Source organism: Flavimobilis rhizosphaerae, from assembly GCF_014852685.1.
Taxonomy (GTDB): Bacteria; Actinomycetota; Actinomycetes; order Actinomycetales; family Cellulomonadaceae; genus Flavimobilis; species Flavimobilis rhizosphaerae.
Genome location: NZ_JACZDF010000002.1, coordinates 168,317 through 191,964 on the forward strand (window position 1 = coordinate 168,317; position 23,648 = coordinate 191,964).

Consider the following 23,648-nt stretch of genomic DNA (forward strand, 5'->3'; position numbering starts at 1 on the left):
ACCGGCCGGCCCCCGGCGCGACCTCGTCGTCCGCTCCACTCGGCCACCCCGCTCATCCCGCCCGCCCACCCCGCCCGCTCATCCCGCCCGCCCACCCCAGCCCGCACAGGAAGGCACCCCCATGCACCAGCGCACCGTCACCGTCGGATCTGCCTCGGGCCTCCACGCCCGCCCCGCCGCGCTCCTCGCGGCGGCCGCCGCAGGGCTCGCGCCTGCGACCGTCCTCATCGCCCGCCCGGGCAGCGAGGGAGTCGACGCATCGAGCGTCCTCATGCTCATGACGCTCGGCGTCGGCCACGGCGAGACCGTCGAGCTCTCGAGCGACGACGAGGGTGCGCTCGACACGGTCGCGGAGCTCGTCGCCGCGGACCTGGACGCACGATGACCGCCGGAGGCCGGAGGCTCGCGGGGGTCGGCGTCGGTCGCGGGGCCGTCGTCGGGCCGGTCGCGCTCGTCCGCGCGCCCGCGGAGGTGCCCGACGACGCCCCCGCGGTCCGCGACGGGGCACCCGCGGCCGCGGACGACGTCGAGCAGGTCGTCGTCGACGCGTTCGCGGCGGTCGCGGCGGACCTGCGGGCACGGGCCGACCGCGCGAGCGGACCGCTCGCCGAGGTACTCGGGGCGACTGTCCTCATCGCGTCGGACCCCTCGCTCCTCGCGGGTGCCCGCGCCGAGCTCGGCGCGGGGGCGCCGCCCGTCGCCGCGGTTCGCGCGGCCGTCGGGCGCTTCATCGACATGTTCACGTCGATGGGTGGGCTCATGGCCGAGCGCGTCACGGATCTCGTGTCGGTGCGCGACCGCGTCGTCGCGAGGGTCGCTGGCGCGCCGCTCCCGGGTGTGCCCGACCTCACGGTGCCGAGCGTCGTCGTCGCGCGCGACCTCGCGCCCGCCGACACGGCGGCGCTCGACCTCGGCAAGGTCCTCGCGATCGTCACCGAGCTCGGCGGGCCGACGGGCCACACCGCGATCATCGCCGGTCAGCTCGGGCTGCCGTGCCTCGTCCAGGTCGCCGGTGCGACCGCCCTCGAGGACGGGACGTCGGTCGTCGTCGACGCCCGCGCGGGCGAGCTCCGTGTCGACCCGTCGGACGACGACGTCGCCGAGGTCGCCGACCGCGCCCGGCGCGAGGCGGCGTTCGCGGACGACACCGCACCCGGCGCGACGTCCGACGGCCACCCCGTCGACCTCCTCGCGAACATCGGCACCGCGGCCGACGCCGAGCGTGCCGCGGCCGCGGACGACGCGCGCACGGTCGCGGGCTCGGGCCTCTTCCGCACCGAGGTGCTCTTCCTCGACGCGACGACCGCGCCGAGCGTCGCGCAGCAGACACGCGAGTACACGGCCGCGCTCGCGGCGTTCGGCGACCGCAAGGTCGTCGTGAGGACGCTCGACGCGGGCGCGGACAAGCCGCTCGCGTTCGCGACCTTGCCCGACGAGGAGAATCCGGCGCTCGGCGTGCGCGGCTACCGCATCGACCGCGTCCACCCGCAGCTCCTCGCCGACCAGCTCGAGGCGCTCGCCGCAGCGGCCGCCGCGACGGGCACGCGTCCGTGGGTCATGGCGCCGATGGTCGCGACGCCCGCCGAGGCGCGCGCCCTCGCGACCGCGGCACGCGCCGCGGGCCTCGAGCAGGTGGGCGTCATGGTCGAGGTGCCCGCGGCCGCGCTGCGTGCTCGCGAGATCCTCGCCGAGGTCGACTTCGTCTCGATCGGCACGAACGACCTCGCGCAGTACACGATGGCGACGGACCGGCTGCGGGGCGAGCTCGCGGACCTCCTCGATCCGTGGCAGCCCGCGGTCCTCGACCTCGTCGCCGCGACCGCGCGCGCCGGCACCGAGGCAGGCAAGCCCGTGGGCGTGTGCGGGGAGTCCGCGGGTGATCCCGTCATGGCGCTCGTCCTCGTCGGGCTCGGGGTGACGAGCCTGTCGATGTCGCTCGGGTCGGTGCCCGCGGTGCGGTTCACGCTGCGCCGCCACACGCGATCCCGGTGCGTCGAGATCGCGGAGGCCGCACTCGCGGCGTCGTCGGCGGTCGACGCGCGGGCGGCGGCGGTGACGCTCCTCGACGCGGAGGCCGCCGCGCTCCTCGCATGAGCGCTGCGCGGCTGAGGGCTCCTCGCGTGAGCGCTGCGCGGCTGAGGGCTCCTCGCGTGAGCGCTCCGGTGGTGAGGGCGGCGCGCGTGGGCGCCGCTCACGTGAGCCCTCCGCCCGGGGCGCGCTCCCTCGCTAGGGTGGGGCGATGCACGTCTTCTCGATCCCGCTGACGACCCGCTTCCGACGCATCGACGTGCGCGAGGGAGTGCTCCTGCGCGGGCCCGCCGGATGGGCCGAGTTCTCGCCGTTCGCCGACTACGACGACGTCGAGTCGGCCGCCTGGCTGCGCGCGGCCCTCGAGGCCGCGCGCGAGGGGCACCCGCCGGCCGTGCGCGACCGCATCCCCGTCAACGTCACGGTGCCCGCGGTCGACGGGCCCCGCGCGCACGCGATCGTGCGGGCGTCGGGCGGCTGCACGACCGCGAAGGTCAAGGTCGCCGAGCCGGGGCAGTCGGAGGCGCAGGAGGTTGAGCGGCTCGAGGCCGTGCGGGACGCGCTCGGCCCCGCTGGACGCATCCGGATCGACGCGAACGGCGGCTGGGACGTCGCGACGGCGCTCGCGCGTCTCGCGGTGCTCGACCGGGCGGCGGGCGGGCTCGAGTACGTCGAGCAGCCGTGTGCGAGCGTCGAGGATCTCGCCGCCGTCCGCCGCCGGACGGACGCGCTCGTCGCGGCCGACGAGTCGATCCGCCGCGCGGAGGATCCGTTCGAGGTCGTGCGGCGCGAGGCCGCGGACGTCGTCGTCCTCAAGGTGCAGCCGCTCGGCGGGGTGCGCGCGTGCCTGCGGCTCGCCGAGGACGTCGGTCTGCCCGTCGTCGTCTCGTCGGCGCTCGAGTCGTCGGTCGGTCTGGCGCAGGGCATCGCGCTCGCGGCCGCGCTGCCGGAGCTCCCGTTCGCGTGCGGGCTCGCGACGGCGCACCTGCTCACGGACGACACGGTCGTGCGCCCGCTGCTCCCGGTCGGCGGCGCGATCGGTGTGCGTCGTCCGGTCGTCGCGCCGGCCGCGCTCGCGCGCACCGCCGCGTCCGAGGACGTCGCCGCGCGGTGGCGCGAGCGCCTCGAGCGGTGCGCGGCGGTGCTCGGCGAGGACCTCGCCGACGTCCTGGGATGATGGGCCGGTGACGTCCCCGTCGTACTCCGCCGCCCGGACCCTGCTCGCCGCGCTCGTGCGCCTCGGGGTGCGGGAGGTGGTTCTCGCGCCCGGGTCCCGCTCGGCGCCTCTCGCGTACGCGGCGGCCGAGGCCGCGGAGGAGGGGCTTCTCGAGCTCACGGTGCGCGTCGACGAGCGTGAGGCGGCGTTCACGGCGGTCGGGCTCGTGCGCGGTGCCGCGCTCGGCCGGGGCCCAGGGGCTCCCGGCGGTGCCGGGCACCGCGGCGTCGCTCCTGTCGCGGTCGTGACGACGTCGGGCACGGCGGTCGCGAACCTCCACCCGGCGGTGCTCGAGGCCCACCACGCGGGGCTGCCGCTGCTCTTGCTCACGGCCGACCGGCCGCACGAGCTGCGGGGCACGGGCGCGAGCCAGACGATCGACCAGCCGGGGATCTTCGGGGGAGCGGTGCGTCTTGCGGTCGACGTCCCCGCTCCGGACGGGCGGGAAGGGGAGGAGCGTGACCTCGTGCACCTCGCGGCGCGCGCGGTCGACGCGGCGTCGGGCACACGCTCGGGCTTCCCGGGGCCGGTCCAGCTCAACCTCGCGTTCCGTGACCCGCTCGTGCCGGGGGCGGACGATGCCGCGCCGTGGCCCGACGTCCGGCCGCCCCGCGTGTCGGCGCCCATGGCGCGTCCGCTCGAGGTGAGCCCGTGGACGGCGGGTGAGCTCACGGACGGCGGGACGCTCGTCGTCGCGGGCGACGGCGACCGCGGTGAGGCGCGCGCGCTCGCCGAGGCGCGCGGCTGGCCGTTGCTCGCGGAGTGCGTGACACCGTCGGCGGGCGGCCCGATGCTCGTCCCCGCGCACGCGCACGTCCTCGCGGCCTCGCCGCTCACGGCCGACGTGCGTCGCGTCGTCGTCGTGGGTCGGCCGACGCTCTCGCGCCCGGTTCAGCGGCTCGTCGCCCGCGAGGATGTCGACGTCGTCGTCGTCGCCCCGCAGGGGGCGCCGTGGGCCGACGCGCCGCGCGGCGCGGGCGCGGTGCTGCCGGAGGTCCCGCTCGGCTGGTTCCTGCCCGACGACATGCTCGGCGACGGCCTGCGCACGGTGCGCCGCGAACGGTGGCGGGACGCGTGGCGCGCGGCCGGCGCCGCGGCCGCCGCGGCGATCGATGACGTGCTCGGGCTGGGCACGGCCGAGGACGGGCCTCGTGGTGCACGGGTTGCCGACGCCACGGCGACGACCGGGCCGGTCGGTGCGCTCACCGCGGAGGGGGCCGTGCGGGTCCTCGCGGACGCGCTCGTGCCTGCCGACGTCCTCGTCGTCGGCTCGTCGAACCCGGTGCGGGACCTCGATCTTGTCCACCGGTGGGTCGCGCCACCGCGCGTCGTCGCCAACCGCGGTGTCGCGGGCATCGACGGGCTGCTTGCGACGGCGGTGGGGACGGCGCTTGCTCTCTCCCGGCCGGGGCTCAGCGGGATCGAGGGGCGGACCGTCCGGGCGCTCGTCGGAGACCTCACGTTCCTCCACGGAGCGGGCGGGCTGGCGGCAGCGCGCGGGGAGGGGCGCCCGCAGCTGCAGATCGTCGTCGTCAACGATGCGGGCGGTTCGATCTTCACGGGGCTCGAGCACGGTGCGCTCGCGGAGGCGGCGCCGGCACGTGCGGCGGCGGTCGAGCGTGTGTTCGGCACGCCGCACGACGTCGACCTGGGGGCGCTGTGCGCGGCGCACGGCGTCCCGCACGTCGTCGTCGAGGATGCTGACGCGTTGCGGTCGGCGCTGGCGTCGCCGGGGCGTGGCACGTGCGTCGTCGAGGTGCGCGTGGACCGGGCGGGCCGTCGCTCACGGGCGTCGGCCGTGGCCGACGCCCTCCGCTCACGCCTCGCACGCCCTTCCGCGAGCTAGGGGTCGCGGATCGAGCGCACGCGGAACTCCCAGAGAACTCTCAGGGCCGTCGACGCGTGCGCTCAGGGTCGGATGGTCGACTGAAGGCGTTGAAGGAGGTCCACCATGGACGAGAACACCACGCAGCCGATCCCCGCAGCCGGGGGCGAGACCACCCCCGAGGGGCGCCCCGGGACCACCGACGCCCAGCAGCAGGCCGCTCCGCAGCCGAACACCTTCGCGGCCCCGGACGCGCCCCTGCCCGGGCCCGTGCCCCCGGCCCCCCAGCCGACGGCGCCCCCGCAGTCGACCCCCGCCACCGCGCACCCGTACGCGGCCGGATACGGCCAGCACCCGCAGGGAGCCTCGTCCGGCCCCGGCGCGATCCCCGCGCCTCCCGCACCCTCGGCACCGCGCAGGTCCCGCACCTGGCCCGCCGTCGTCGCGACGGCCGCGGCCACGGCTCTGGTCGTCGGTGGCGGCACGGCCTACGTCACGGCGCAGCTCGTGGACCCGCCCGCCGCGTCCGCCGGCACGTCGACGACCGTCAAGGGTCTCGGCACGAGCTCGACGATCAGCGTTGACGCGGTGACGCCCGCGAGCTGGGAGGAGGTCGCCGCGCGCGTCGCCCCGACGGTCGTCGCGATCGACGTGGTCTCGAGCTCGGGGGAGTCCCAGGGCTCGGGCGTCATCATCGACACGGCGGGCCACATCCTCACGAACAACCACGTGGTCGTCGGCGCGAACGACGACACCGTGTCGGTGACGCTGAGCGACGGCCGGCTCTTCGACGCGAAGATCGTCGGTCTCGACGCGTCGACGGATCTGGCGGTCGTCAAGCTCGTCGACCCGCCGAGCGACCTCACGGCGGCGACCCTCGCCGACTCGGCGAAGGTCGTCGTCGGCAACGCAGTCATGGCGGTCGGCAACCCGCTCGGCCTCGCCAACACGGTGACGACCGGCATCGTCTCGGCCGTCGACCGCCCTGTGACGACGTCCGACGGCACCCAGGAGTCGACCGCCGTGACGAACGCGATCCAGATCGACGCGGCGATCAACCCCGGCAACTCGGGCGGTCCGCTGTTCAACGCGGAGGGGCAGGTCATCGGCATCACGTCGTCGATCGCGACGCTGTCGAGTGGGTCGGGCCAGTCGGGCTCGATCGGGCTCGGGTTCGCGATCCCCGCGAACCTCGCGCGGTCGGTCGGCGACCAGCTCATCGCGAACGGTGCGGCCGAGCACGCGTTCCTCGGGGTGTCGCTCCGTGACGGCACCGCGACCGCGGACGGCACGACGCGTCGTGGTGCGCAGGTCGTCGAGGTGACCTCGGGGTCGGCTGCCGCCCAGGGCGGCGTCGTCCAGGGGGATGTCATCGTCGCGATCGACGGCAAGGCCGTGAGCGGGGCCGAGTTCCTCACCGCGGCGGTGCGTGAGCGTGTCGAAGGTGACCGGGCGGTCCTCACGGTGGTGCGTGACGGCGCGGCGAAGGACCTCACGGTGACGCTCACGGCGCGCCAGGACACCGCAGCGACGCCCGGCGACGACAGCAGCAACACCCCTGGTGAGGAGCGCCCGAGCCGCCCTGGCGACGATTCGGGGAGGACCTTCCCGGGGGATATGACCCAGGAGGAGTTCTTCCAGTGGCTCCAGGAGAACCTCTGATCTAGATTAGGAACAGGTCGCGGTCCCGTTCCCCTGTCGGGCACCGCGGCAGCCGCCCGACGGTGTATCCCTGACGCCGTCGGAGCCGCGGCGAGTCGGTCCCCCTGCCGATGGCGCCGCCGGAGGGCCGAGGCGATTCCCTGACGCCTCGGCCCTCCCTCTGTCTGCGGGGCCGGACTGGGTCCGGACGCACGTCGGGCCGGGTCCCCGCAAGGGACCCGGCCCGACGTGCGTCATGCTGTTTCAGCCGTCGAGGGCGTAACGCATGGGCTCGAGCTTCGCCTCGGTCTCGGCGAGCTCATCGTCAGGGACGGACGCGGCAACGATGCCGCAGCCCGCGAAGAGCCGCAGCTCGTGGGGGTCCTCGGGGTCGAGCTCGGCGGAGCGGAGCCCGATGCCCCACTCGCCGTCGCCGTCCGCGCCGAGCCACCCGACGGCGCCCGCGTAGCGGGCGCGGTCGAGGTGCTCGATCTCGCGGATGAGGTCGCGCGCGACGGCCGTGGGCGTGCCGCACACGGCGGCCGTCGGAGCGAGGGCGTCGGCGAGCGCGAGGCTCGACGCCCCGGGCGGTGCGAGGACGCCCGTGACGTCGGTCGCGAGGTGGAGGACGTTCGGCAGGTGGAGGACGAAGGGTGTCTCGGGGACGTTCGTCGACGTACAGAAGGGGCTGAGGGCCTGCGCGACGGAGCTCACCGCGTACTCGTGCTCCTCGAGGTCCTTCGAGGAGTGCGAGAGGTGCGCGGCGCGTGCGAGGTCGGCGTCGTCGTCGCCCGTGCGACGGACGGTGCCCGCGAGGACGCGTGAGATGACGAGGCCCTTCTCGGAGCGCACGAGGAGCTCGGGGGTCGCGCCGACGAGCCCGTCGACGGAGAAGGTCCAGCAGCCGGCGAACCGCTCGGCGAGCCGCGCGAGCAGGTGGCGGGGGTCGACGGGGCGCGCGGTGCGGGCACGGACGTCGCGTGCGAGGACGACCTTGTCGACGGCTCCGTCGCGGATGCGGGCGACGGCGTCGGCGACGACGTCGAGCCACGCCTCGGGGGTGAGGGAGCCGTCCGTGTAGGTGACGGGGCCGGGGGACGTCACGGGCGCGGCGCCGACGCGGAGGAGCTCGGCGAGCGTCGGCTGCGGAGCGTCGTCGTCCTCCTCGGCGAGCGTCGTCACCCACGCGAGGGGGCCGCGACGGCCGACGACGACGCGGGGCACGACGAGCGTGCCGCCGGCGGGGGAGGCAGGGTCGAACGAGAACGAGCCGAACGCGACGGGACCGGTGCCGGGAGCGCGGACGTCGTCGTGGACGGTCATCGTGCGCAGGAGCCGTGTCCAGGCCTGCTCGGCGTGCGCGAACTGGCCGTCACCGCCGACCTCGACGCGGGCGAGCTCGCCCCACGCGACGATGCCGTCGCCTCGTCGCACCCACGAGAGCGGGGATTCGGCGGGCAGGAGGTCGAGGAGGGTCCCCGGGTCGGTCGCTGCGTCGGGCAGGTCGAGGGGGGTCGTCCGGGCGACGACGCGTCCTGCGGGGACGTGCGCCACGGGCGTCGGCTGGTTGGCGTTCATCGCCGTCCAGGGTACGTCTCCGGTGCCGTCGGCCAGGACGGGCCGCGTGACGAGGGGCGGACGTGCCCGTCCCGCTCGCTAGGCTGGGGGGCATGTCGCGCGCAAGCCTGGAGAAGAAGCCCCGTGAGGTCGCCTCGATGTTCGACGGGATCGCTCGTCGGTACGACCTCACGAACGACGTCATCTCGCTCGGCCAGGACCGCCGCTGGCGGCGCCTGACGATCGACGCGGTCGGGGCGGCCCCGGGCGAGAAGGTCCTCGATCTCGCGGCGGGCACGGGTACGTCGTCGGAGCCGTTCGCGGACGAGGGCGTGCGCGTCGTGCCGTGCGACTTCTCGATCGGCATGCTTCAGGTGGGCAAGGCGCGGCGTCCCGACCTCTCGTTCACGGCGGGCGACGCGACGCGGTTGCCGTTCGCTGACGCGTCGTTCGACGCGGTGACGATCTCGTTCGGCCTGCGCAACGTCGTCGACACGGTCGGGGCGCTGCGCGAGATGCTGCGCGTGACGCGTCCGGGTGGACGGATCGTCGTGTGCGAGTTCTCGTCGCCGACGTGGACGCCGTTCCGGACGGTGTACCAGGAGTACCTCATGAAGGCGCTGCCGAAGGTCGCGGGCGTCGTGGCGAAGGACGCGGGCTCGTACGAGTACCTCGCAGAGTCGATCGCGTCGTGGCCGGACCAGGTGGCGCTCGCTCACCTCATGCAGGAGGCGGGGTGGCGGAAGGTCGCGTATCGCAACGTGTCGGGCGGCATCGTCGCGCTGCACCGCGCGACGCGCCCGGCGGACGTCTGACCTGGACGCCTGCATTCTCCCGGCCCCCGCCGGTGGCGTAGGCCCTAGGTCCTGGTGTTTGCTGACGGGGTGAGGCTTACCTTGGCAGACATCCCCCTGCCGTGAGACTAGGATGACGAAGGCGCTTGTGCCTTCGTGCACAAGGTCTGCACGACCCGGGCAGCACCCCTCCCGACACGCACCACAAGGATTCAGCGATGGCGACGAACCACCCCGACGACGCAGACGTCGTCGTCGTCGGTGCCGGTCCTGCAGGGGCCACTGCCGCGCACTACCTCGCGTCCGTCGGGCTCGACGTCGTCGTCCTCGACAAGGCCCGCTTCCCGCGCGACAAGATCTGCGGCGACGGCCTTACGCCTCGCGCGGTCGCCGAGCTCGTCCGTGCGGGCGTGAGCATCGATGAGTCCGACGGCTGGATCCGCAACGTCGGCCTCCGCGTCGTCGGCGGCGGCCACCGCATCGAGATCCCGTGGCCCGAGCTCTCGTCCTACCCGTCGTACGGCCTCGCCCGGTCCCGCATGTCGTTCGACCATCTGCTCGTCGAGCACGCGCGGACGTCGGGCGCGACGATCCTCGAGGGTATGAGCGTCACCGAGCCGGTCCTCGACGAGCGCACGGGCCGCATCGCCGGCGTCACCGCGCGCGTTCTCGACGCGGACGGGCGCCGGACGGGGGAGGAGCGCACGTTCCGTGCCCCCGTCGTCATGGCGGCCGACGGCGTCTCCTCGCGGCTCGCGACGTCGATGGGCATCGCCAAGCGGAACGACCGCCCCATGGGTGTTGCGGTCCGCACGTACTTCGAGTCCCCGCGTCACGACGACGCGTGGATGGAGTCGCACCTCGAGCTGTGGGACGGCAGGCCCGGCGAGTCGAACCTCATGCCCGGCTACGGCTGGATCTTCGCGCTCGGCGACGGCACGGTCAACGTCGGCCTCGGCTCCGTCTCCTCGAGCGCCGCCGCGACGAAGGTCGACTACAAGGACCTCTTCCAGCGCTGGATGGCCAACGTCCCCGCGGAGTGGGGCTTCACGGAGGAGTCGCAGCGCGGCCCCGTGCGTGGCGCCGCGCTCCCCATGGCCTTCAACCGCTCGCCGCTCTACGACCGCGGTCTCATGCTCCTCGGCGACGCCGGCGGCATGGTCTCGCCTTTCAACGGCGAGGGCATCGCGTACGCGATGCAGGCCGCACGCGTCGCCTCGGACACCGTCGCCCAGGCGCTCACGCGCCCCACGGACTCCGCGCGCGAGCGCGCGCTGCAGCGGTACGCGCAGGTCATGAAGGACGACATCGGCGGCTACTACCGGCTCGGCACGTACTTCGTGAAGCTCATCGAGAACCCGCACATCATGCACCTCTGTACGAAGTACGGGCTGCCGCGGCCGCTGCTCATGAAGTTCGTCATGAAGCTGCTCTCCGACGGCTATGAGCCGCGCGGCGGGGACCTCATGGACCGCGTCATCGCGGGACTCACCCGGATGGTGCCAGCAGCATGACACCCCTCGCAGCGACGACGACGTCCCTGGCAGCCGCGGACCGCGGCCTGCGCGACGCTTCCGGCATGCCCGGACGCCCCTCCCACGCCCGACCCGCGCACCTCCGCGCGGCGTCGACGACCGACCCCGGACCGACGGTCCGCACCGACCTCCCGACAAGGAGAGCGACGCGATGAGCAACCCCTACGTGCCCCTGCTGTTCCTCATGGGGGTCGCCGCCGTGCTCGCCCTCGGAGGCGTCGCTGCGAGCGCGATCATCGGCCCCAAGCGCTACAACAAGGCCAAGCTCGAGGCGTACGAGTGCGGCATCGAGCCGACCCCCAACGCCGTCGGCGGCGGTCGGTTCCCCATCAAGTACTACCTCGTCGCGATGACGTTCATCATCTTCGACATCGAGGTCGTGTTCCTCTACCCCTGGGCGGTCGAGTTCCGCACCCTCGCGGTGTTCGGGCTCGTCGCCATCCTCGCGTTCATCGCCATGATCACGGTGCCGTTCATCTATGAGTGGCGCCGCGGCGGGTTCGAGTGGGACTGACCGGGCTGACGCGGAAGAAGGACTGCAGATGAGCAACGAGACCGCCCCCTCGGGCTTCCTCCTCACGACCGTCGAGGACTTTGCGGGCTGGGCCCGCAAGTCGTCGATCTGGCCCGTGACGTTCGGCCTCGCGTGCTGCGCGATCGAGATGATGGCGGCGGGCGCGTCCCGCTTCGACCTCGCGCGGTACGGCATGGAGGTCTTCCGTGCCTCGCCGCGCCAGGCGGACCTCATGATCGTCGCCGGCCGCGTCTCCCAGAAGATGGCCCCGATCGTCCGTCAGGTCTACGACCAGATGGCCGAGCCCAAGTGGGTCCTCTCGATGGGTGTGTGCGCGTCGTCGGGCGGCATGTTCAACAACTACGCGATCGTCCAGGGCGTCGACCACGTCGTGCCCGTCGACATCTACCTGCCCGGCTGCCCGCCGCGTCCGGAGATGCTCATCAACGCGATCAACGAGCTGCAGCGGCAGATGCAGAAGGAGCCGCTCCTCACGCACCGCCGCGAGGTCGTCAAGGCCGTCGAGGCCGCCGCGCTCGAGGCGACGCCGACGCACCAGATGAAGGGGCTCCTGCGATGAGCGACGAGACCACACCGGCCGCCGACGCGGTCGACCACATCACGCCCGGCGGCTCGGTCGGCGCGGTGCCCTCGGGCGACCTGCGTGGCCCCGACGTCGTCGAGGTGCGCACGGGCATGTGGGGTGTCCACGGTCCCGGCGACACCACCGGCTTCGGCGGTCTCGTCCGTCAGATCGCGATGCCCGGCTCGTCCGCGCGCCCGTACGGCGGGTACTTCGACGAGGTCGTCGACGTCCTGCTCGAGGTCCTCGAGGAGACTGAGCCCGGTCTCGCAGCAAAGGCCGTCACGGGCGTCGTCGTCGACCGCGACGAGCTGACGATCGAGGTCGCGCGCGAGCACCTCGTGGCCGTCTGCCGTGCGCTGCGCGACGACCAGGACCTGCGCTTCGAGCTGTCGCTCGGCGTCTCGGGCGTCCACTACCCCGAGGCGACGGGCCGCGAGCTGCGCGCCGTCTACCACCTCACGTCCGTGACGCACGGCCGTCGCGTGCGCCTCGAGGTTGCGGCACCGGACGCGGACCCGCACATCCCGTCGACCGTCGCGATCTACCCGACGCACGACTGGCACGAGCGCGAGACATGGGACTTCTTCGGCATCGTCTTCGACGGGCACCCCGCGCTCGCACGCATCCAGATGCCCGACGACTGGCCGGGCCACCCGCAGCGCAAGGACTACCCGCTCGGCGGCATCCCCGTCGAGTACAAGGGCGCCACCATCCCCTCGCCGGACACGCGGAGGTCCTACTCATGAGCACCGCCACCCCGCACGCAACGCGCGACGCAGGCAAGCCGTCGGACGCCCAGGACATCCCGTCGTTCGAGGCCTACGGTGACGGCGACTGGTCGTCGATCGCCGAGGAGGCTGCACGCCTCGGCGAGGAGCGCATCGTCGTCAACATGGGGCCGCAGCACCCGTCGACCCACGGCGTGCTCCGCCTCATGCTCGAGATCGACGGCGAGACCGTCACGGAGGCCCGCGCTGGCATCGGCTACCTCCACACGGGCATCGAGAAGAACATGGAGTTCAGGACGTGGACGCAGGGCGTCACGTACTGCACCCGCATGGACTACCTCGCGCCGTTCTTCCAGGAGGTCGCCTTCTGCCTCGGCGTCGAGAAGCTGCTCGGCATCACCGACGACATCCCTGAGCGCGCCTCCCAGATCCGCGTGCTCCTCATGGAGCTCAACCGCATCTCCTCGCACCTCATCGCGCTCGGCACGGGTGGCAACGAGATGGGCGCGACGACGATCATGACGACGTCGTTCACGGCCCGCGAGGAGATCCTCCGGCTCTTCGAGGCCGTCACGGGCCTGCGCATGAACCACGGCTTCGTGCGTCCCGGCGGCGTCCCGCAGGACCTCCCGCCCGGCTTCGTCGCCGACGCGCGCGCCGCGATGGCCAAGGTGCGTCACTACCTCGGCCAGCTCGAGAAGCTCATGATGGAGAACCCCATCTTTAAGCTGCGTCTCGTGGGCGTCGGGCACCTCAACCTCTCGGCGTGCATGGCGCTCGGGATGACGGGCCCCGTCCTGCGCTCGGCAGGCCTGCCGTACGACGTCCGCAAGTCGGACCCGTACTGCGGCTACGAGACGTACGACTTCGAGGTCCCCGTCGCGCAGGGCGCGGACGCGTACGACCGCGTCGTCGTCCGTGTGGCCGAGTGCTACGAGTCGCTGAAGATCGTCGACCAGGTGCTCGAGCGCCTCGAGAAGGGCTCCGGCCCTGTCATGGTCGCCGACAAGAAGATCGCGTGGCCCGCGCAGATGGCGATCGGGACGGACGGGCAGGGCAACTCGCTCGACCACATCAAGGAGATCATGGGCACCTCGATGGAGGCGCTCATCCACCACTTCAAGCTCGTCACCGAGGGCTTCCGCGTCCCGGCCGGGCAGGTGTGGCAGACGGTCGAGGCGCCGCGTGGCGAGCTCGGCGTCCACCTCGTCTCCGACGGGGGCACGCGTCCCTACCGGGCCCACTTCCGGGACCCGTCGTTCAACAACCTTCAGGCCGTCTCGATGATGTGCGAGGGCGGACAGCTCGCGGACGTCGTCGTCGCCGTGGCCTCGATCGACCCGGTGCTCGGAGGAGTGGACCGATGACCACGACCGGATACGCCCCTGAGGTGCGTGCGCGCCTCGACGCTGACGCGGCGGACATCGTCTCCCGCTATCCTCAGGCACGCTCGGCGCTCCTGCCGCTGCTGCACCTCGTGCAGTCGGAGGACGGGTACGTCTCGCGCCACGGCATCGAGTTCTGCGCCGAGACGCTCGGCCTCACGACGGCGTCCGTCTCGGCCGTCGCGACGTTCTACACGCAGTACAAGCGCCGCCCCAACGGTGAGTACACGGTGGGTGTCTGCACGAACACCCTGTGCGCGATCATGGGCGGCGACGAGATCTTCGAGCGGCTCTCCGAGCGCCTCGGCGTGGGCCACGACGAGACGACCGAGGACGGCCGCATCACGCTCGAGCGCGTCGAGTGCAACGCTGCGTGCGACTTCGCGCCCGTCATGATGATCAACTGGGAGTTCTTCGACAACCAGACCGCGGACTCCGCGCTCGAGGTCGTCGACCGGCTCATCGCGGGCGAGGACGTCACCCCGACGCGCGGCCCCGAGAAGGTCGTCTCCTTCAAGGAGATGTCCCGTGTGCTCGCCGGGTTCGACGACGGTCGCGCCGACGAAGGCGTCGCCGCAGGCGGCGCGAGCCTCGTCGGGCTCGAGATCGCCCGTGACCACGGCTGGACAGCACCGTCCTACGACGCTGCAGAGCGTGAGGCGGCGGCGTCGGCCGCAGCCTCGGCCGACGCCGCACCCGGCGTCGGCGAGGAGCACTCGAGCGCGGACCGACCCGCGGGGTCCGACGCCGACGTCGAGACCGAGGAGAAGCGATGACCTCCCTCACCCCGATCCTCACGCGCTCCTGGGGCGACGAAACCCCCTGGAAGCTCGAGAGCTACGAGAAGGCGGGCGGCTACGAGGGCCTCAAGAAGGCTCTCGGCCAGTCGCAGGCCGACCTCGTGCAGCTCGTCAAGGACTCCGGCCTCCGCGGTCGTGGCGGCGCAGGCTTCCCGACGGGCATGAAGTGGGGCTTCCTGCCCGCGCCCGACGGCGGCCCGCGCTACCTCGTCGTCAACGCCGACGAGTCCGAGCCCGGCACGTGCAAGGACATCCCGCTCATGATGGCGGACCCGCACCTGCTCGTCGAGGGCGTCGCCATCACGAGCTACGCGATCGGCAGCCACCACGCATTCATCTACATCCGTGGCGAGGTCGTCCACGTCTACCGACGCCTGCTCAAGGCGGTCGCGGACGCGTACGCGGCCGGCCACCTCGGCAAGAACATCCACGGCTCGGGCTTCGACCTCGACGTCACGGTCCACGCCGGCGCCGGCGCGTACATCTGCGGCGAGGAGACCGCGCTCCTCGACTCGCTCGAGGGGCGCCGCGGCCAGCCGCGGCTCAAGCCGCCGTTCCCCGCGGTCGCGGGCCTCTACGCGCGTCCGACGGTCGTCAACAACGTCGAGTCGATCGCGTCGGTCCCGGCGATCGTCCGTGGCGGTGCCGACTGGTTCACGTCGATGGGCACCGAGCGCTCGACGGGCCACGGCATCTTCTCGCTCTCGGGCCACGTCACGCGGCCCGGTCAGTACGAGGCCCCGCTCGGCATCACGCTGCGCGAGCTCCTCGAGATGGCCGGCGGCATCCGTGAGGGCCACGAGCTGAAGTTCTGGACGCCCGGCGGTTCGTCGACCCCGATCTTCACCGCGGAGCACCTCGACGTGCCGCTCGACTACGAGTCGGTCGGCGCGGCGGGCTCGATGCTCGGCACGCGTGCGCTGCAGATCTTTGACGAGACGACGTCCGTCGTCCGCGCGGTGTCGCGCTGGACGGACTTTTACGCGCACGAGTCCTGCGGGAAGTGCACGCCGTGCCGCGAGGGCACGTACTGGCTCAAGCAGATCCTCCACCGGCTCGAGCACGGCAAGGGGGAGGCGGGCGACATCGAGAAGCTCGTCGACATCTGCGACAACATCCTCGGGCGCGCGTTCTGCGCGCTCGGCGACGGCGCGACCTCCTCGATCACCTCCGCGGTCCAGCTCTTCCGCGAGGAGTTCGAGGCCGGCATGACGCAGCCCGCGAGCGAGCTGTTCCCGCCGGAGCGGTCCGCGCTCTTCGACTACACCCCGCGCCGGTCCGCCGGCGCCGCAGCAGGGGCGGTGCACGCATGACCACCACGACCGACTCGCAGACGCCGGTCGCCGTCGACCCGAACCTCGTCACGGTGACGATCGACGGGATCGAGACCGCCGTGCCGAAGGGCACGCTCATCATCCGTGCCGCGGAGGAGATCGGGATCGCGATCCCGCGCTTCTGCGACCACCCGCTGCTCAAGCCCGTGGGCGCGTGCCGTCAGTGCCTCGTCGACGTGGCGATGCCGGACCGTGAGGGCAACGTCCGCCCGATGCCGAAGCCGCAGCCGTCGTGCGCGATGGAGGTCTCGCCCGGCATGGTCGTGCACACGCAGAAGACCTCTGCGGTCGCGGCGAAGGCGCAGCACGGCGTCATGGAGCTCCTGCTCATCAACCACCCGCTCGACTGCCCGACGTGCGACAAGGGCGGCGAGTGCCCCCTGCAGAACCAGGCGCTTTCCGACGGGCGTGCGACGTCGCGCTTCACGGACGTCAAGCGGACGTTCGCGAAGCCGCTGAAGATCTCGACGCAGATCCTCCTCGACCGTGAGCGCTGCATCCTGTGCCAGCGCTGCACGCGCTTCAGCAAGGAGATCGCCGGCGACCAGTTCATCGACCTGCAGAAGCGCGGCGCGAGCCAGCAGATCGGTCGGTTCGACGAGGACGTTCTCGGTTTCGCGCCGCTCGGCGACGCGACGGTCGGCCCCGCTGCCGAGGACGAGTCGGGCCGTGCGTTCGCCTCGTACTGGTCGGGCAACACCGTGCAGATCTGCCCGGTGGGTGCCCTGACGTCGGCCGCGTACCGCTTCCGGTCGCGTCCGTTCGACCTCGTCTCGACGGAGGCCGTCGCTGAGCACGACGCCAACGGCTCGGCCATCCGCATCGACCACCGCCGTGGCACGGTCATGCGCCGCCTCGCGGGCGACGACCCGGTGGTCAATGAGGAGTGGATCTCCGACAAGGACCGCTTCGCGTTCCACTGGCAGACCGCGCCCGACCGCCTCACGCACCCGCTCGTCCGCGACCGCGCCGAGGACGGCACGCGCGGCGAGCTGCGCACCGCGTCGTGGGCCGAGGCCCTCGAGGTCGCGGCGACCGCGCTCGCTGCGGCGCGCGACGCCGGCGGCGTCGGCGTGCTGCCCGGCGGCCGCCTGACGATCGAGGACGCGTACGCGTACGGCAAGCTCGCACGCACCGCCCTCGGCACGAACGACATCGACCACCGCGCGCGCCCCGCGTCCGCGGAGGAGGAGTCCTTCCTCGGCCATGCGGTCGCGGGCCACGGCATCGACGTGACGTTCGGCGACCTCGAGAAGGCGCCCGCGGTCCTGCTCGTCGGGTTCGAGCCCGAGGAGGAGGGCGGCATCGTCTTCCTGCGTCTTCGCAAGGGCACGCAGGCCGGACGCACCCGCGTCTGGTCGCTCGCACCGTTCGCGACGCGCGGCCTCGAGCGGCTCGACGGCACGCTCGTCCCGACGGCCCCGGGCCTCGAGTCCGAGGTCGTCGACGCGCTCGCGACGGGCACGGACGAGCCGTCGCTCGCCGCGCTGCGCGAGGCGCTCGGCGCCCAGGGAGCTCTCGTCCTCGTGGGCGAGCGGCTCGCGTCGGTCCCCGGGTCGCTCTCCGCGGTCCTGCGGCTCACGGCCGCGACGGGTGCACGCCTCGCCTGGATCCCGCGTCGCATCGGCGAGCGCGCCGGTGTCGAGATGGGCACGCTGCCCGGACTCCTGCCGGGCGGTCGCCCGGTGAGCGACGCCGCCGCACGCGTCGACATCGCCGCCGCGTGGGACGTCACGGAGCTTCCGACGGCACCCGGCCGCGACACCGACGGCATCCTCGCGGCGCTCGCCGCGCGTGAGCTGCGCGGAGTCGTCGTCGGCGGCGTCGAGCTCGGCGACCTCACGGACCCCGTCGCAGCGCGCGCCGCGCTCGAGGCGGCTGACGTCGTCGTGAGCCTCGAGGTTCGCGCGAGCGAGGTCACCGACCTCGCGGACGTCGTCCTGCCCGTCGCACCGCCGGCCGAGAAGTCCGGCAGCTACCTCAACTGGGAGGGACGCGTCCGCGCGTTCCGTCAGGCGCTCGAGTCGCACGCGCTGCCCGACCACCGCGTGCTCGACGAGCTCGCGCGCCACCTCGGCACCGATCTCGGCGCGCGTGACGGCAACGTCCTGCGCAAGGAGATCGACCAGCTCGGCGCCTGGGACGGCGAGCGCGTCGCCGCACCCGCGACGGAGGCTGTCGCCCCCGCCGCGGTCGCCCCCGGCACGGCGGTCCTCGCGAGCTGGCACCTCCAGCTCGACGCGGGCCGTGGCCAGGACGGCGAGCCGTTCCTCGCCGGAACCGCCCGCAAGGCCGTCGCCCGGCTCTCGGCCGCGACGGCCGAGGCCGCCGGCGTCGCCGACGGCGGCGTGCTGCGCGTGTCGACGGGTGCCGGGCGCATCGAGCTGCCTGCCGTCGTCACGGACATGCCCGACCACGTCGTCTGGCTGCCGACCAACTCGCCCGGCTCCGCGGTCCGCGCGGCTCTCGGCGTCCTGCCCGGTGCGGTCGTGCAGATCACCGCGGGCACCGTCACCACCACCGAGGAGGCATGATGGGCGCCCTCGCCCTCGCTGCGACGGTCGCGACAGAGACGCCGGCGGTGCCCGGCATCGCCGCGGACTTCAGCAACGACAACATCTGGGTGTACCTCGTCAAGGCGGTGCTCATCATCGTCTTCCTGCTGACGAGCGTCCTCATGGCGCTGTGGTTCGAGCGCCGGCTCGTCGCCCGCATGCAGGTACGCATCGGCCCGAACGTCCACGGCCCGCTCGGTCTGCTCCAGGCCGTTGCCGACGCGATGAAGCTCCTCATGAAGGAGGACATCACGGTGAAGATGGCCGACAAGGTCGTCTACATCCTCGCGCCGATGATCTCCGTGTTCAGCTCGCTGCTCATCTACGCGGTCATCCCCTTCGGGCCCGAGGTCCGGATCCCGTTCACGGACTTCACGACCCCCGCGCAGCTCACCGACTTCCCGGTGGCGGTGCTCTACATCCTCGCGTGCGCGGCCCTCGGCGTGTACGGCATCGTCCTCGGTGGCTGGTCGTCGGGCTCGACGTACCCGCTGCTCGGCGGAGTCCGCTCGACGGCGCAGATCATCTCTTACGAGCTCGCGATGGGCCTCTCGCTCGTCTCGGTGTTCCTGCTCGCAGGTTCGATGTCGACGTCGGAGATCGTCAACCAGCAGGAGCGCTTCTGGTACGCGCTGCCCCTGCTGCCCGCGTTCATCCTCTACGTCATCTCGATGATCGGTGAGACGAACCGACTGCCGTTCGACCTCCCCGAGGCCGAGGGCGAGCTCGTCTCGGGCTACATGACCGAGTACTCGTCGATGAAGTTCGCGTGGTTCTTCCTCGCGGAGTACATCAACATGCTCAATGTCTCCGCGGTCGCGACGACGCTGTTCTTCGGCGGGTGGCGCGCCCCGTGGCCGCTGTCCGCGATCAACGACGGCATGTTCAACCAGGGCTGGTGGCCGATCCTCTGGTTCCTCGCCAAGGTCTGGTTCTTCATGTTCATCTTCGTGTGGGTCCGCGGCACGCTCCTGCGCTTCCGCTACGACCAGTTCATGAAGCTCGGCTGGAAGATCCTCATCCCCGTCGCGCTCACGTGGCTCGTCATCGTCGCGATCTACCAGGGCGTCGTCGAGTTCGGCGAGATCGACCGTCAGTTCTTCATCTACGCGTCGCTCGCGCTGTTCGTCATCGCGATCCTCGGCCTCGTCGTCTCGTCGTTCGCGACGAAGGCGGAGCCCGAGGTCGCGAAGAAGACCGAGGCCGAGCCGTTCGACGCGTTCGCGGGCGGGTTCCCCGTCCCGCCGCTCCCCGGCCAGCAGCTGCCCCCGTCGCCTCGTGCCGCCCGGCGCGCGGCGGCCGCCGCAACCGCCGCGACCGCGGTCCTCGAGGTCGAGGCCGAGCCCGATACCACCACGAAGACGGAAGGGACCTCCGGTGACTGAGAACCCGAAGAAGCCCGGGCCGATCGCCGAGATGCTGGCGCCCGTCGCCGGCTTCGGCGTGACGTTCGCGAACCTGTTCCGCCCCGTCGTCACGGAGCAGTACCCGTTCGAGAAGGTGCCGACGAAGCCGCGCTACCACGGCCGCCACCAGCTCAACCGGTACCCCGACGGTCTCGAGAAGTGCATCGGCTGCGAGCTGTGCGCGTGGGCGTGCCCCGCGGACGCCATCTACGTCGAGGGCGGTGACAACGCCGACCTCCCCGAGGGCGCGCACGTCTCGCCCGGCGAGCGCTACGGACGCGTCTACCAGATCAACTACCTGCGCTGCATCTTCTGCGGCCTGTGCATCGAGGCGTGCCCGACGCGGGCGCTCACGATGACGAACGACTACGAGCTCGCGGGCCCGACCCGCGAGGGCATGATCTTCGAGAAGGACGACCTGCTCGCGCCGCTGCGCGAGGGCATGCTCGCCGGCCCCCACCCGATGGTCGAGGGCACGGAGGATCTCGAGTACTACCGCGGCGAGATCACGGGTCCGACGCAGGCGCAGGTCGACTGGGTGCGTGAGCGCCGACCCGACGACGCCTCGCTCGACGCGGCCGCGAAGGCCACCGTGGCCGCTCCTGACGCGAACGGAGGAACCCGATGATGACCTCGACCGGGGAGGCGGTGCTCTTCTGGGTGCTCGCCCCCGCCATGGTGCTCGGGGCGCTCGGGCTCGTGTTCGCGCGCAAGGCGGTGTACGCGGCGCTCTCGATGATCTTCGTCATGGTGTGCCTCGCCATGGTCTACGTCATGCAGCAGGCCGAGTTCCTCGGCATCGTCCAGGTGGTCGTCTACACCGGCGCCGTCATGATGCTCTTCGTCTTCGTGCTCATGCTCGTGGGTGTCGACGCGTCGACGTCCGCGGTCGAGACGATCAAGGGGCAGCGCTGGATCGGCATCCTCATGGGCGTCGGCCTCGGCACGCTGCTCGTCACGGTGACGGCCCGTGCCGCGCTCCCGGAGACGGTCGGCCTCGACGAGGCGAACTCGGAGACGAACCCCGCAGGCCTCGCACGCGTCCTCATGAGCGACTTCGTGCTCGACCTCGAGATCGTCGCGACGCTCCTCGTCACGGCCGCTCTCGCTGCCCTCGTGCTCACGCACCGGCGCCGGCTCACGCCGAAGATCGGCCAGCCCGAGCGCGCCGCGGCGCGCATGCTCGCGGGCGACCACCCGGTCAACCTGCCGGCCCCGGGCGTCTACGCGCGCCACAACGCGATGGACGTCCCCGCGCTCGATCCTGAGGGCAACCCCATCGAGGCGTCCGTCTCGCGCGTCCTGCGGATCCGTGGGCAGGAGCACTCGCTCGACACCGACGTGACGACGCTCGTCGCGACCCGTGACGCAGCGGAGCTCACGGGCGACCACGGCACCGACACGGCCGCCGAGCGTGGCGGCCAGAACGACGACACCGACGCTGCGACCACGGAGGGAGAAGCCTGATGGAGGTCGGCAACTACCTGTACCTCGCGATGATCCTCTTCGCGATCGGCGCGACGACCGTCATGCTGCGCCGCAGCGCGATCATCGCGTTCATGGGCGTCGAGCTCATGCTCAACGCCGCCAACCTGGCCTTCGTGACGTTCGCCCGCATCCACGGCGACCTCTCCGGACAGGTCATCGCGTTCTTCGTCATGGTCGTCGCTGCAGCAGAGGTCGTCGTCGGCCTCGCGATCATCGTGGCGATCTTCCGTACCCGGAAGTCGGCCTCGGTCGACGACGTCAACCTGCTGAAGGGCTGAGGCGCTGATGCTTTCCATGCTTCCCGTCGCGACCGAGGTCGCCCCCGCCATGGCCGCTGCAGGCTTCTGGCAGGAGAACGCGTGGCTGCTCGTCGCAGCTCCCCTCGTGAGCGCCGGAATCCTGCTGCTTCTCGGACGCAGTGCCGACCGCTGGGGTCACTGGCTCGGTCTGCTCGCCTCGACGCTGACGTTCGTCGTCGGCGCCGGGATCCTCGTCGACCTGCTCGGCTCGCCCGCGGGTGAGCGTGTGCGCGAGGTCGACCTCTTCTCGTGGATCTCGACGTCCGAGCTCGACCTCGTCGCAGGGCTGCGGCTCGACCCGCTGTCGCTGACCTTCGTGCTCCTCGTGACCTTCGTGGGCTCGCTCATCCACCTCTACTCGGTGGCCTACATGGAGAACGACCCCGCGCGGCGACGCTTCTTCGCGTACCTCAACCTCTTCGTCGCGTCGATGCTCCTGCTCGTCCTCGCGGACTCCTACCTCCTGCTGTTCGTCGGCTGGGAGGGCGTGGGCCTCGCGTCGTACCTGCTCATCGGCTTCTGGAACCACGTCCCCGCATACGCGACGGCCGCCAAGAAGGCGTTCGTCATGAACCGCGTGGCGGACGTCGGCATGATCATCGCGCTCGGCCTCATGTTCTCGACGTTCGGTGGCCTCGACTTCACGACCGTCCTCGCGGGCTCCGCAGACGCGTCCGAGGGCAAGCTCACGGCGATCGGCCTCATGCTGCTCCTCGCGGCGTGCGGCAAGTCGGCGCAGTTCCCGCTCCAGGCGTGGCTCGGCGACGCGATGGCAGGCCCGACGCCCGTCTCCGCGCTCATCCACGCCGCGACGATGGTCACGGCGGGCGTGTACCTCATCGTCCGCTCGGGCCCGGTCTTCGACGGTGCGCCCACGGCGCTCCTCGTCGTCGCGATCGTCGGTGCGATCACGCTCCTCTTCGGAGCGATCGTCGGTTGCGCGAAGGACGACATCAAGAAGACCCTCGCAGCGTCGACGATGTCCCAGATCGGTTACATGATGCTCGCCGCGGGCCTCGGCCCGATCGGGTACGCGTTCGCGATCTTCCACCTCCTCACGCACGGCTTCTTCAAGGCGGGGATGTTCCTCGGTGCCGGGTCGGTCATGCACGGCATGAACGACCAGGTCGACATGCGTCGCTTCGGCGGCCTCTCGAGGTACATGAAGATCACGTGGCTGACGTTCGGCGCAGGCTGGCTCGCGATCCTCGGCATCCCGCCGTTCTCCGGCTTCTGGTCGAAGGACAAGATCATCGAGTCCGCGTTCGTCGGCGAGGGCTGGCAGCCGTGGGTCTTTGGCACGGTCGCGCTTCTCGGCGCAGGCATCACCGCGTTCTACATGTCGCGCCTCTTCTTCATGACGTTCCACGGCAAGCAGCGGTGGACGTCGGAGGCCGAGGGCACGGGGCCGGACCAGCACCCGCACGAGTCGCCGATCCTCATGACCCTCCCGATGATCGTCCTCGCGGTCGGCTCGGTCGCGCTCGGCGGCGTGCTCGCGATCGGCGACGGCTTCGTCACGTGGCTCGAGCCCGTCACGGGGCACGTCGAGCACCACGCCCCGGTCATCCCCGTCCCGGTCATCATGGCCGCGACGATCGTCCTCGTCCTGCTCGGTGCCTTCCTCGCCTGGCGGCAGTACGCGGCCTCGACCGTCCCGGTCGTGGCGCCCCGCGGCTCGCTGCTCACGCGTGCGGCCCGACGTGACCTCTACCAGGACGACGTCAACGAGGGGCTCGTCATGCGCCCCGGTCAGTACCTCACCCGCTCGCTCGTCTTCGGCGACGCGACGCTCGTCGACGGCGCGTTCTCCGGCCTCGGTCGCACGAGCTCGGGCCTGGGTCGCGCGCTGCGCGGCCTGCAGAACGGTTTTGTCCGCTCCTACGCCGCCATGATGGCGCTCGGCATCGTCGTGATCGCCGTCGTCGTCCTGGCCGTGCAGGGCTGAGGAAGGACC

20 protein-coding genes are annotated in these 23,648 nt (G+C 72.2%); 19 read left to right on the forward strand and 1 reads right to left on the reverse strand.

Annotation, left to right across the window (positions count from 1 at the left end):
• Positions 1-121 precede the first annotated feature (121 nt).
• The 5 genes from IGS67_RS04125 to IGS67_RS04145 all read left to right on the forward strand — a co-directional run bounded on the left by IGS67_RS04125 (position 122) and on the right by IGS67_RS04145 (position 6,731).
• Positions 122-385 carry an HPr family phosphocarrier protein gene (locus IGS67_RS04125; RefSeq protein ID WP_192278196.1) on the forward strand — a complete coding sequence of 88 codons (264 nt, stop codon included), beginning with the start codon at positions 122-124 and terminating at the stop codon, positions 383-385.
• Complete coding sequence (locus IGS67_RS04130; protein WP_192278198.1) at positions 382-2,094, forward strand: putative PEP-binding protein; 1,713 nt, start codon at positions 382-384, stop codon at positions 2,092-2,094. The genes IGS67_RS04125 and IGS67_RS04130 overlap by 4 nt, the downstream gene beginning before the upstream one ends.
• Positions 2,095-2,239: 145 nt before the next feature.
• A complete protein-coding gene (locus IGS67_RS04135; protein WP_192278200.1) occupies positions 2,240-3,205 on the forward strand; it encodes an o-succinylbenzoate synthase in 966 nt (321 codons plus the stop codon).
• 7 nt (positions 3,206-3,212) lie between these two features.
• Entirely contained in the window at positions 3,213-5,090 is a 1,878-nt protein-coding gene (gene menD, locus IGS67_RS04140) for a 2-succinyl-5-enolpyruvyl-6-hydroxy-3-cyclohexene-1-carboxylic-acid synthase (RefSeq protein WP_192278203.1), read from the forward strand.
• Positions 5,091-5,195: 105 nt separating this feature from the next.
• Positions 5,196-6,731 carry a S1C family serine protease gene (locus IGS67_RS04145; RefSeq protein WP_192278205.1) on the forward strand — a complete coding sequence of 512 codons (1,536 nt, stop codon included), beginning with the start codon at positions 5,196-5,198 and terminating at the stop codon, positions 6,729-6,731.
• A 243-nt stretch (positions 6,732-6,974) separates the two neighbouring features.
• On the opposite strand, the gene IGS67_RS04150 is transcribed toward IGS67_RS04145, so the two are convergent.
• Complete coding sequence (locus IGS67_RS04150; protein ID WP_192278206.1) at positions 6,975-8,288, reverse strand: isochorismate synthase; 1,314 nt, start codon at positions 8,286-8,288, stop codon at positions 6,975-6,977.
• Positions 8,289-8,380: 92 nt separating this feature from the next.
• On the opposite strand from IGS67_RS04150, the gene IGS67_RS04155 reads away from it, so the two are divergent.
• The 14 genes from IGS67_RS04155 to nuoL all read left to right on the forward strand — a co-directional run bounded on the left by IGS67_RS04155 (position 8,381) and on the right by nuoL (position 23,639).
• Entirely contained in the window at positions 8,381-9,082 is a 702-nt protein-coding gene (locus IGS67_RS04155) for a demethylmenaquinone methyltransferase (protein ID WP_192278208.1), read from the forward strand.
• Positions 9,083-9,279: 197 nt separating this feature from the next.
• The gene (locus tag IGS67_RS04160; RefSeq protein WP_192278210.1) at positions 9,280-10,575 is read left to right on the forward strand and encodes a geranylgeranyl reductase family protein; all 1,296 of its coding nucleotides are present in this window, start codon (positions 9,280-9,282) and stop codon (positions 10,573-10,575) included.
• Positions 10,576-10,747: 172 nt separating this feature from the next.
• Complete coding sequence (locus IGS67_RS04165; RefSeq protein ID WP_102509451.1) at positions 10,748-11,110, forward strand: NADH-quinone oxidoreductase subunit A; 363 nt, start codon at positions 10,748-10,750, stop codon at positions 11,108-11,110.
• Between the two features lie 28 nt (positions 11,111-11,138).
• The gene (locus IGS67_RS04170) at positions 11,139-11,690 is read left to right on the forward strand and encodes an NADH-quinone oxidoreductase subunit B (RefSeq protein WP_166412930.1); all 552 of its coding nucleotides are present in this window, start codon (positions 11,139-11,141) and stop codon (positions 11,688-11,690) included.
• Entirely contained in the window at positions 11,687-12,442 is a 756-nt protein-coding gene (locus tag IGS67_RS04175) for an NADH-quinone oxidoreductase subunit C (RefSeq protein WP_192278212.1), read from the forward strand. The genes IGS67_RS04170 and IGS67_RS04175 overlap by 4 nt, the downstream gene beginning before the upstream one ends.
• Complete coding sequence (locus IGS67_RS04180; RefSeq protein WP_192278214.1) at positions 12,439-13,791, forward strand: NADH-quinone oxidoreductase subunit D; 1,353 nt, start codon at positions 12,439-12,441, stop codon at positions 13,789-13,791. The genes IGS67_RS04175 and IGS67_RS04180 overlap by 4 nt, the downstream gene beginning before the upstream one ends.
• On the forward strand, positions 13,788-14,585 hold the full coding sequence (gene nuoE / locus IGS67_RS04185; protein ID WP_192278216.1) for an NADH-quinone oxidoreductase subunit NuoE: 798 nt from the start codon (positions 13,788-13,790) through the stop codon (positions 14,583-14,585). The genes IGS67_RS04180 and nuoE overlap by 4 nt, the downstream gene beginning before the upstream one ends.
• Complete coding sequence (nuoF, locus tag IGS67_RS04190) at positions 14,582-15,922, forward strand: NADH-quinone oxidoreductase subunit NuoF (protein ID WP_192278218.1); 1,341 nt, start codon at positions 14,582-14,584, stop codon at positions 15,920-15,922. Before nuoE ends, nuoF begins: the two co-directional genes overlap by 4 nt.
• A complete protein-coding gene (locus IGS67_RS04195) occupies positions 15,919-18,477 on the forward strand; it encodes an NADH-quinone oxidoreductase subunit G (protein ID WP_192278220.1) in 2,559 nt (852 codons plus the stop codon). Before nuoF ends, IGS67_RS04195 begins: the two co-directional genes overlap by 4 nt.
• Positions 18,477-19,883: an NADH-quinone oxidoreductase subunit NuoH gene (gene nuoH / locus IGS67_RS04200; RefSeq protein ID WP_192278222.1), complete on the forward strand. Its 1,407-nt coding sequence runs from the start codon at positions 18,477-18,479 to the stop codon at positions 19,881-19,883. The genes IGS67_RS04195 and nuoH overlap by 1 nt, the downstream gene beginning before the upstream one ends.
• 31 nt (positions 19,884-19,914) lie before the next feature.
• The gene (gene nuoI / locus IGS67_RS04205; RefSeq protein WP_210767087.1) at positions 19,915-20,532 is read left to right on the forward strand and encodes an NADH-quinone oxidoreductase subunit NuoI; all 618 of its coding nucleotides are present in this window, start codon (positions 19,915-19,917) and stop codon (positions 20,530-20,532) included.
• Positions 20,532-21,371 carry an NADH-quinone oxidoreductase subunit J gene (locus IGS67_RS04210; protein WP_192278227.1) on the forward strand — a complete coding sequence of 280 codons (840 nt, stop codon included), beginning with the start codon at positions 20,532-20,534 and terminating at the stop codon, positions 21,369-21,371. Before nuoI ends, IGS67_RS04210 begins: the two co-directional genes overlap by 1 nt.
• Positions 21,371-21,670: an NADH-quinone oxidoreductase subunit NuoK gene (gene nuoK, locus IGS67_RS04215; RefSeq protein WP_102509442.1), complete on the forward strand. Its 300-nt coding sequence runs from the start codon at positions 21,371-21,373 to the stop codon at positions 21,668-21,670. The genes IGS67_RS04210 and nuoK overlap by 1 nt, the downstream gene beginning before the upstream one ends.
• A gap of 49 nt (positions 21,671-21,719) precedes the next feature.
• The gene (nuoL, locus tag IGS67_RS04220) at positions 21,720-23,639 is read left to right on the forward strand and encodes an NADH-quinone oxidoreductase subunit L (RefSeq protein ID WP_235977767.1); all 1,920 of its coding nucleotides are present in this window, start codon (positions 21,720-21,722) and stop codon (positions 23,637-23,639) included.
• Positions 23,640-23,648 lie beyond the last annotated feature (9 nt).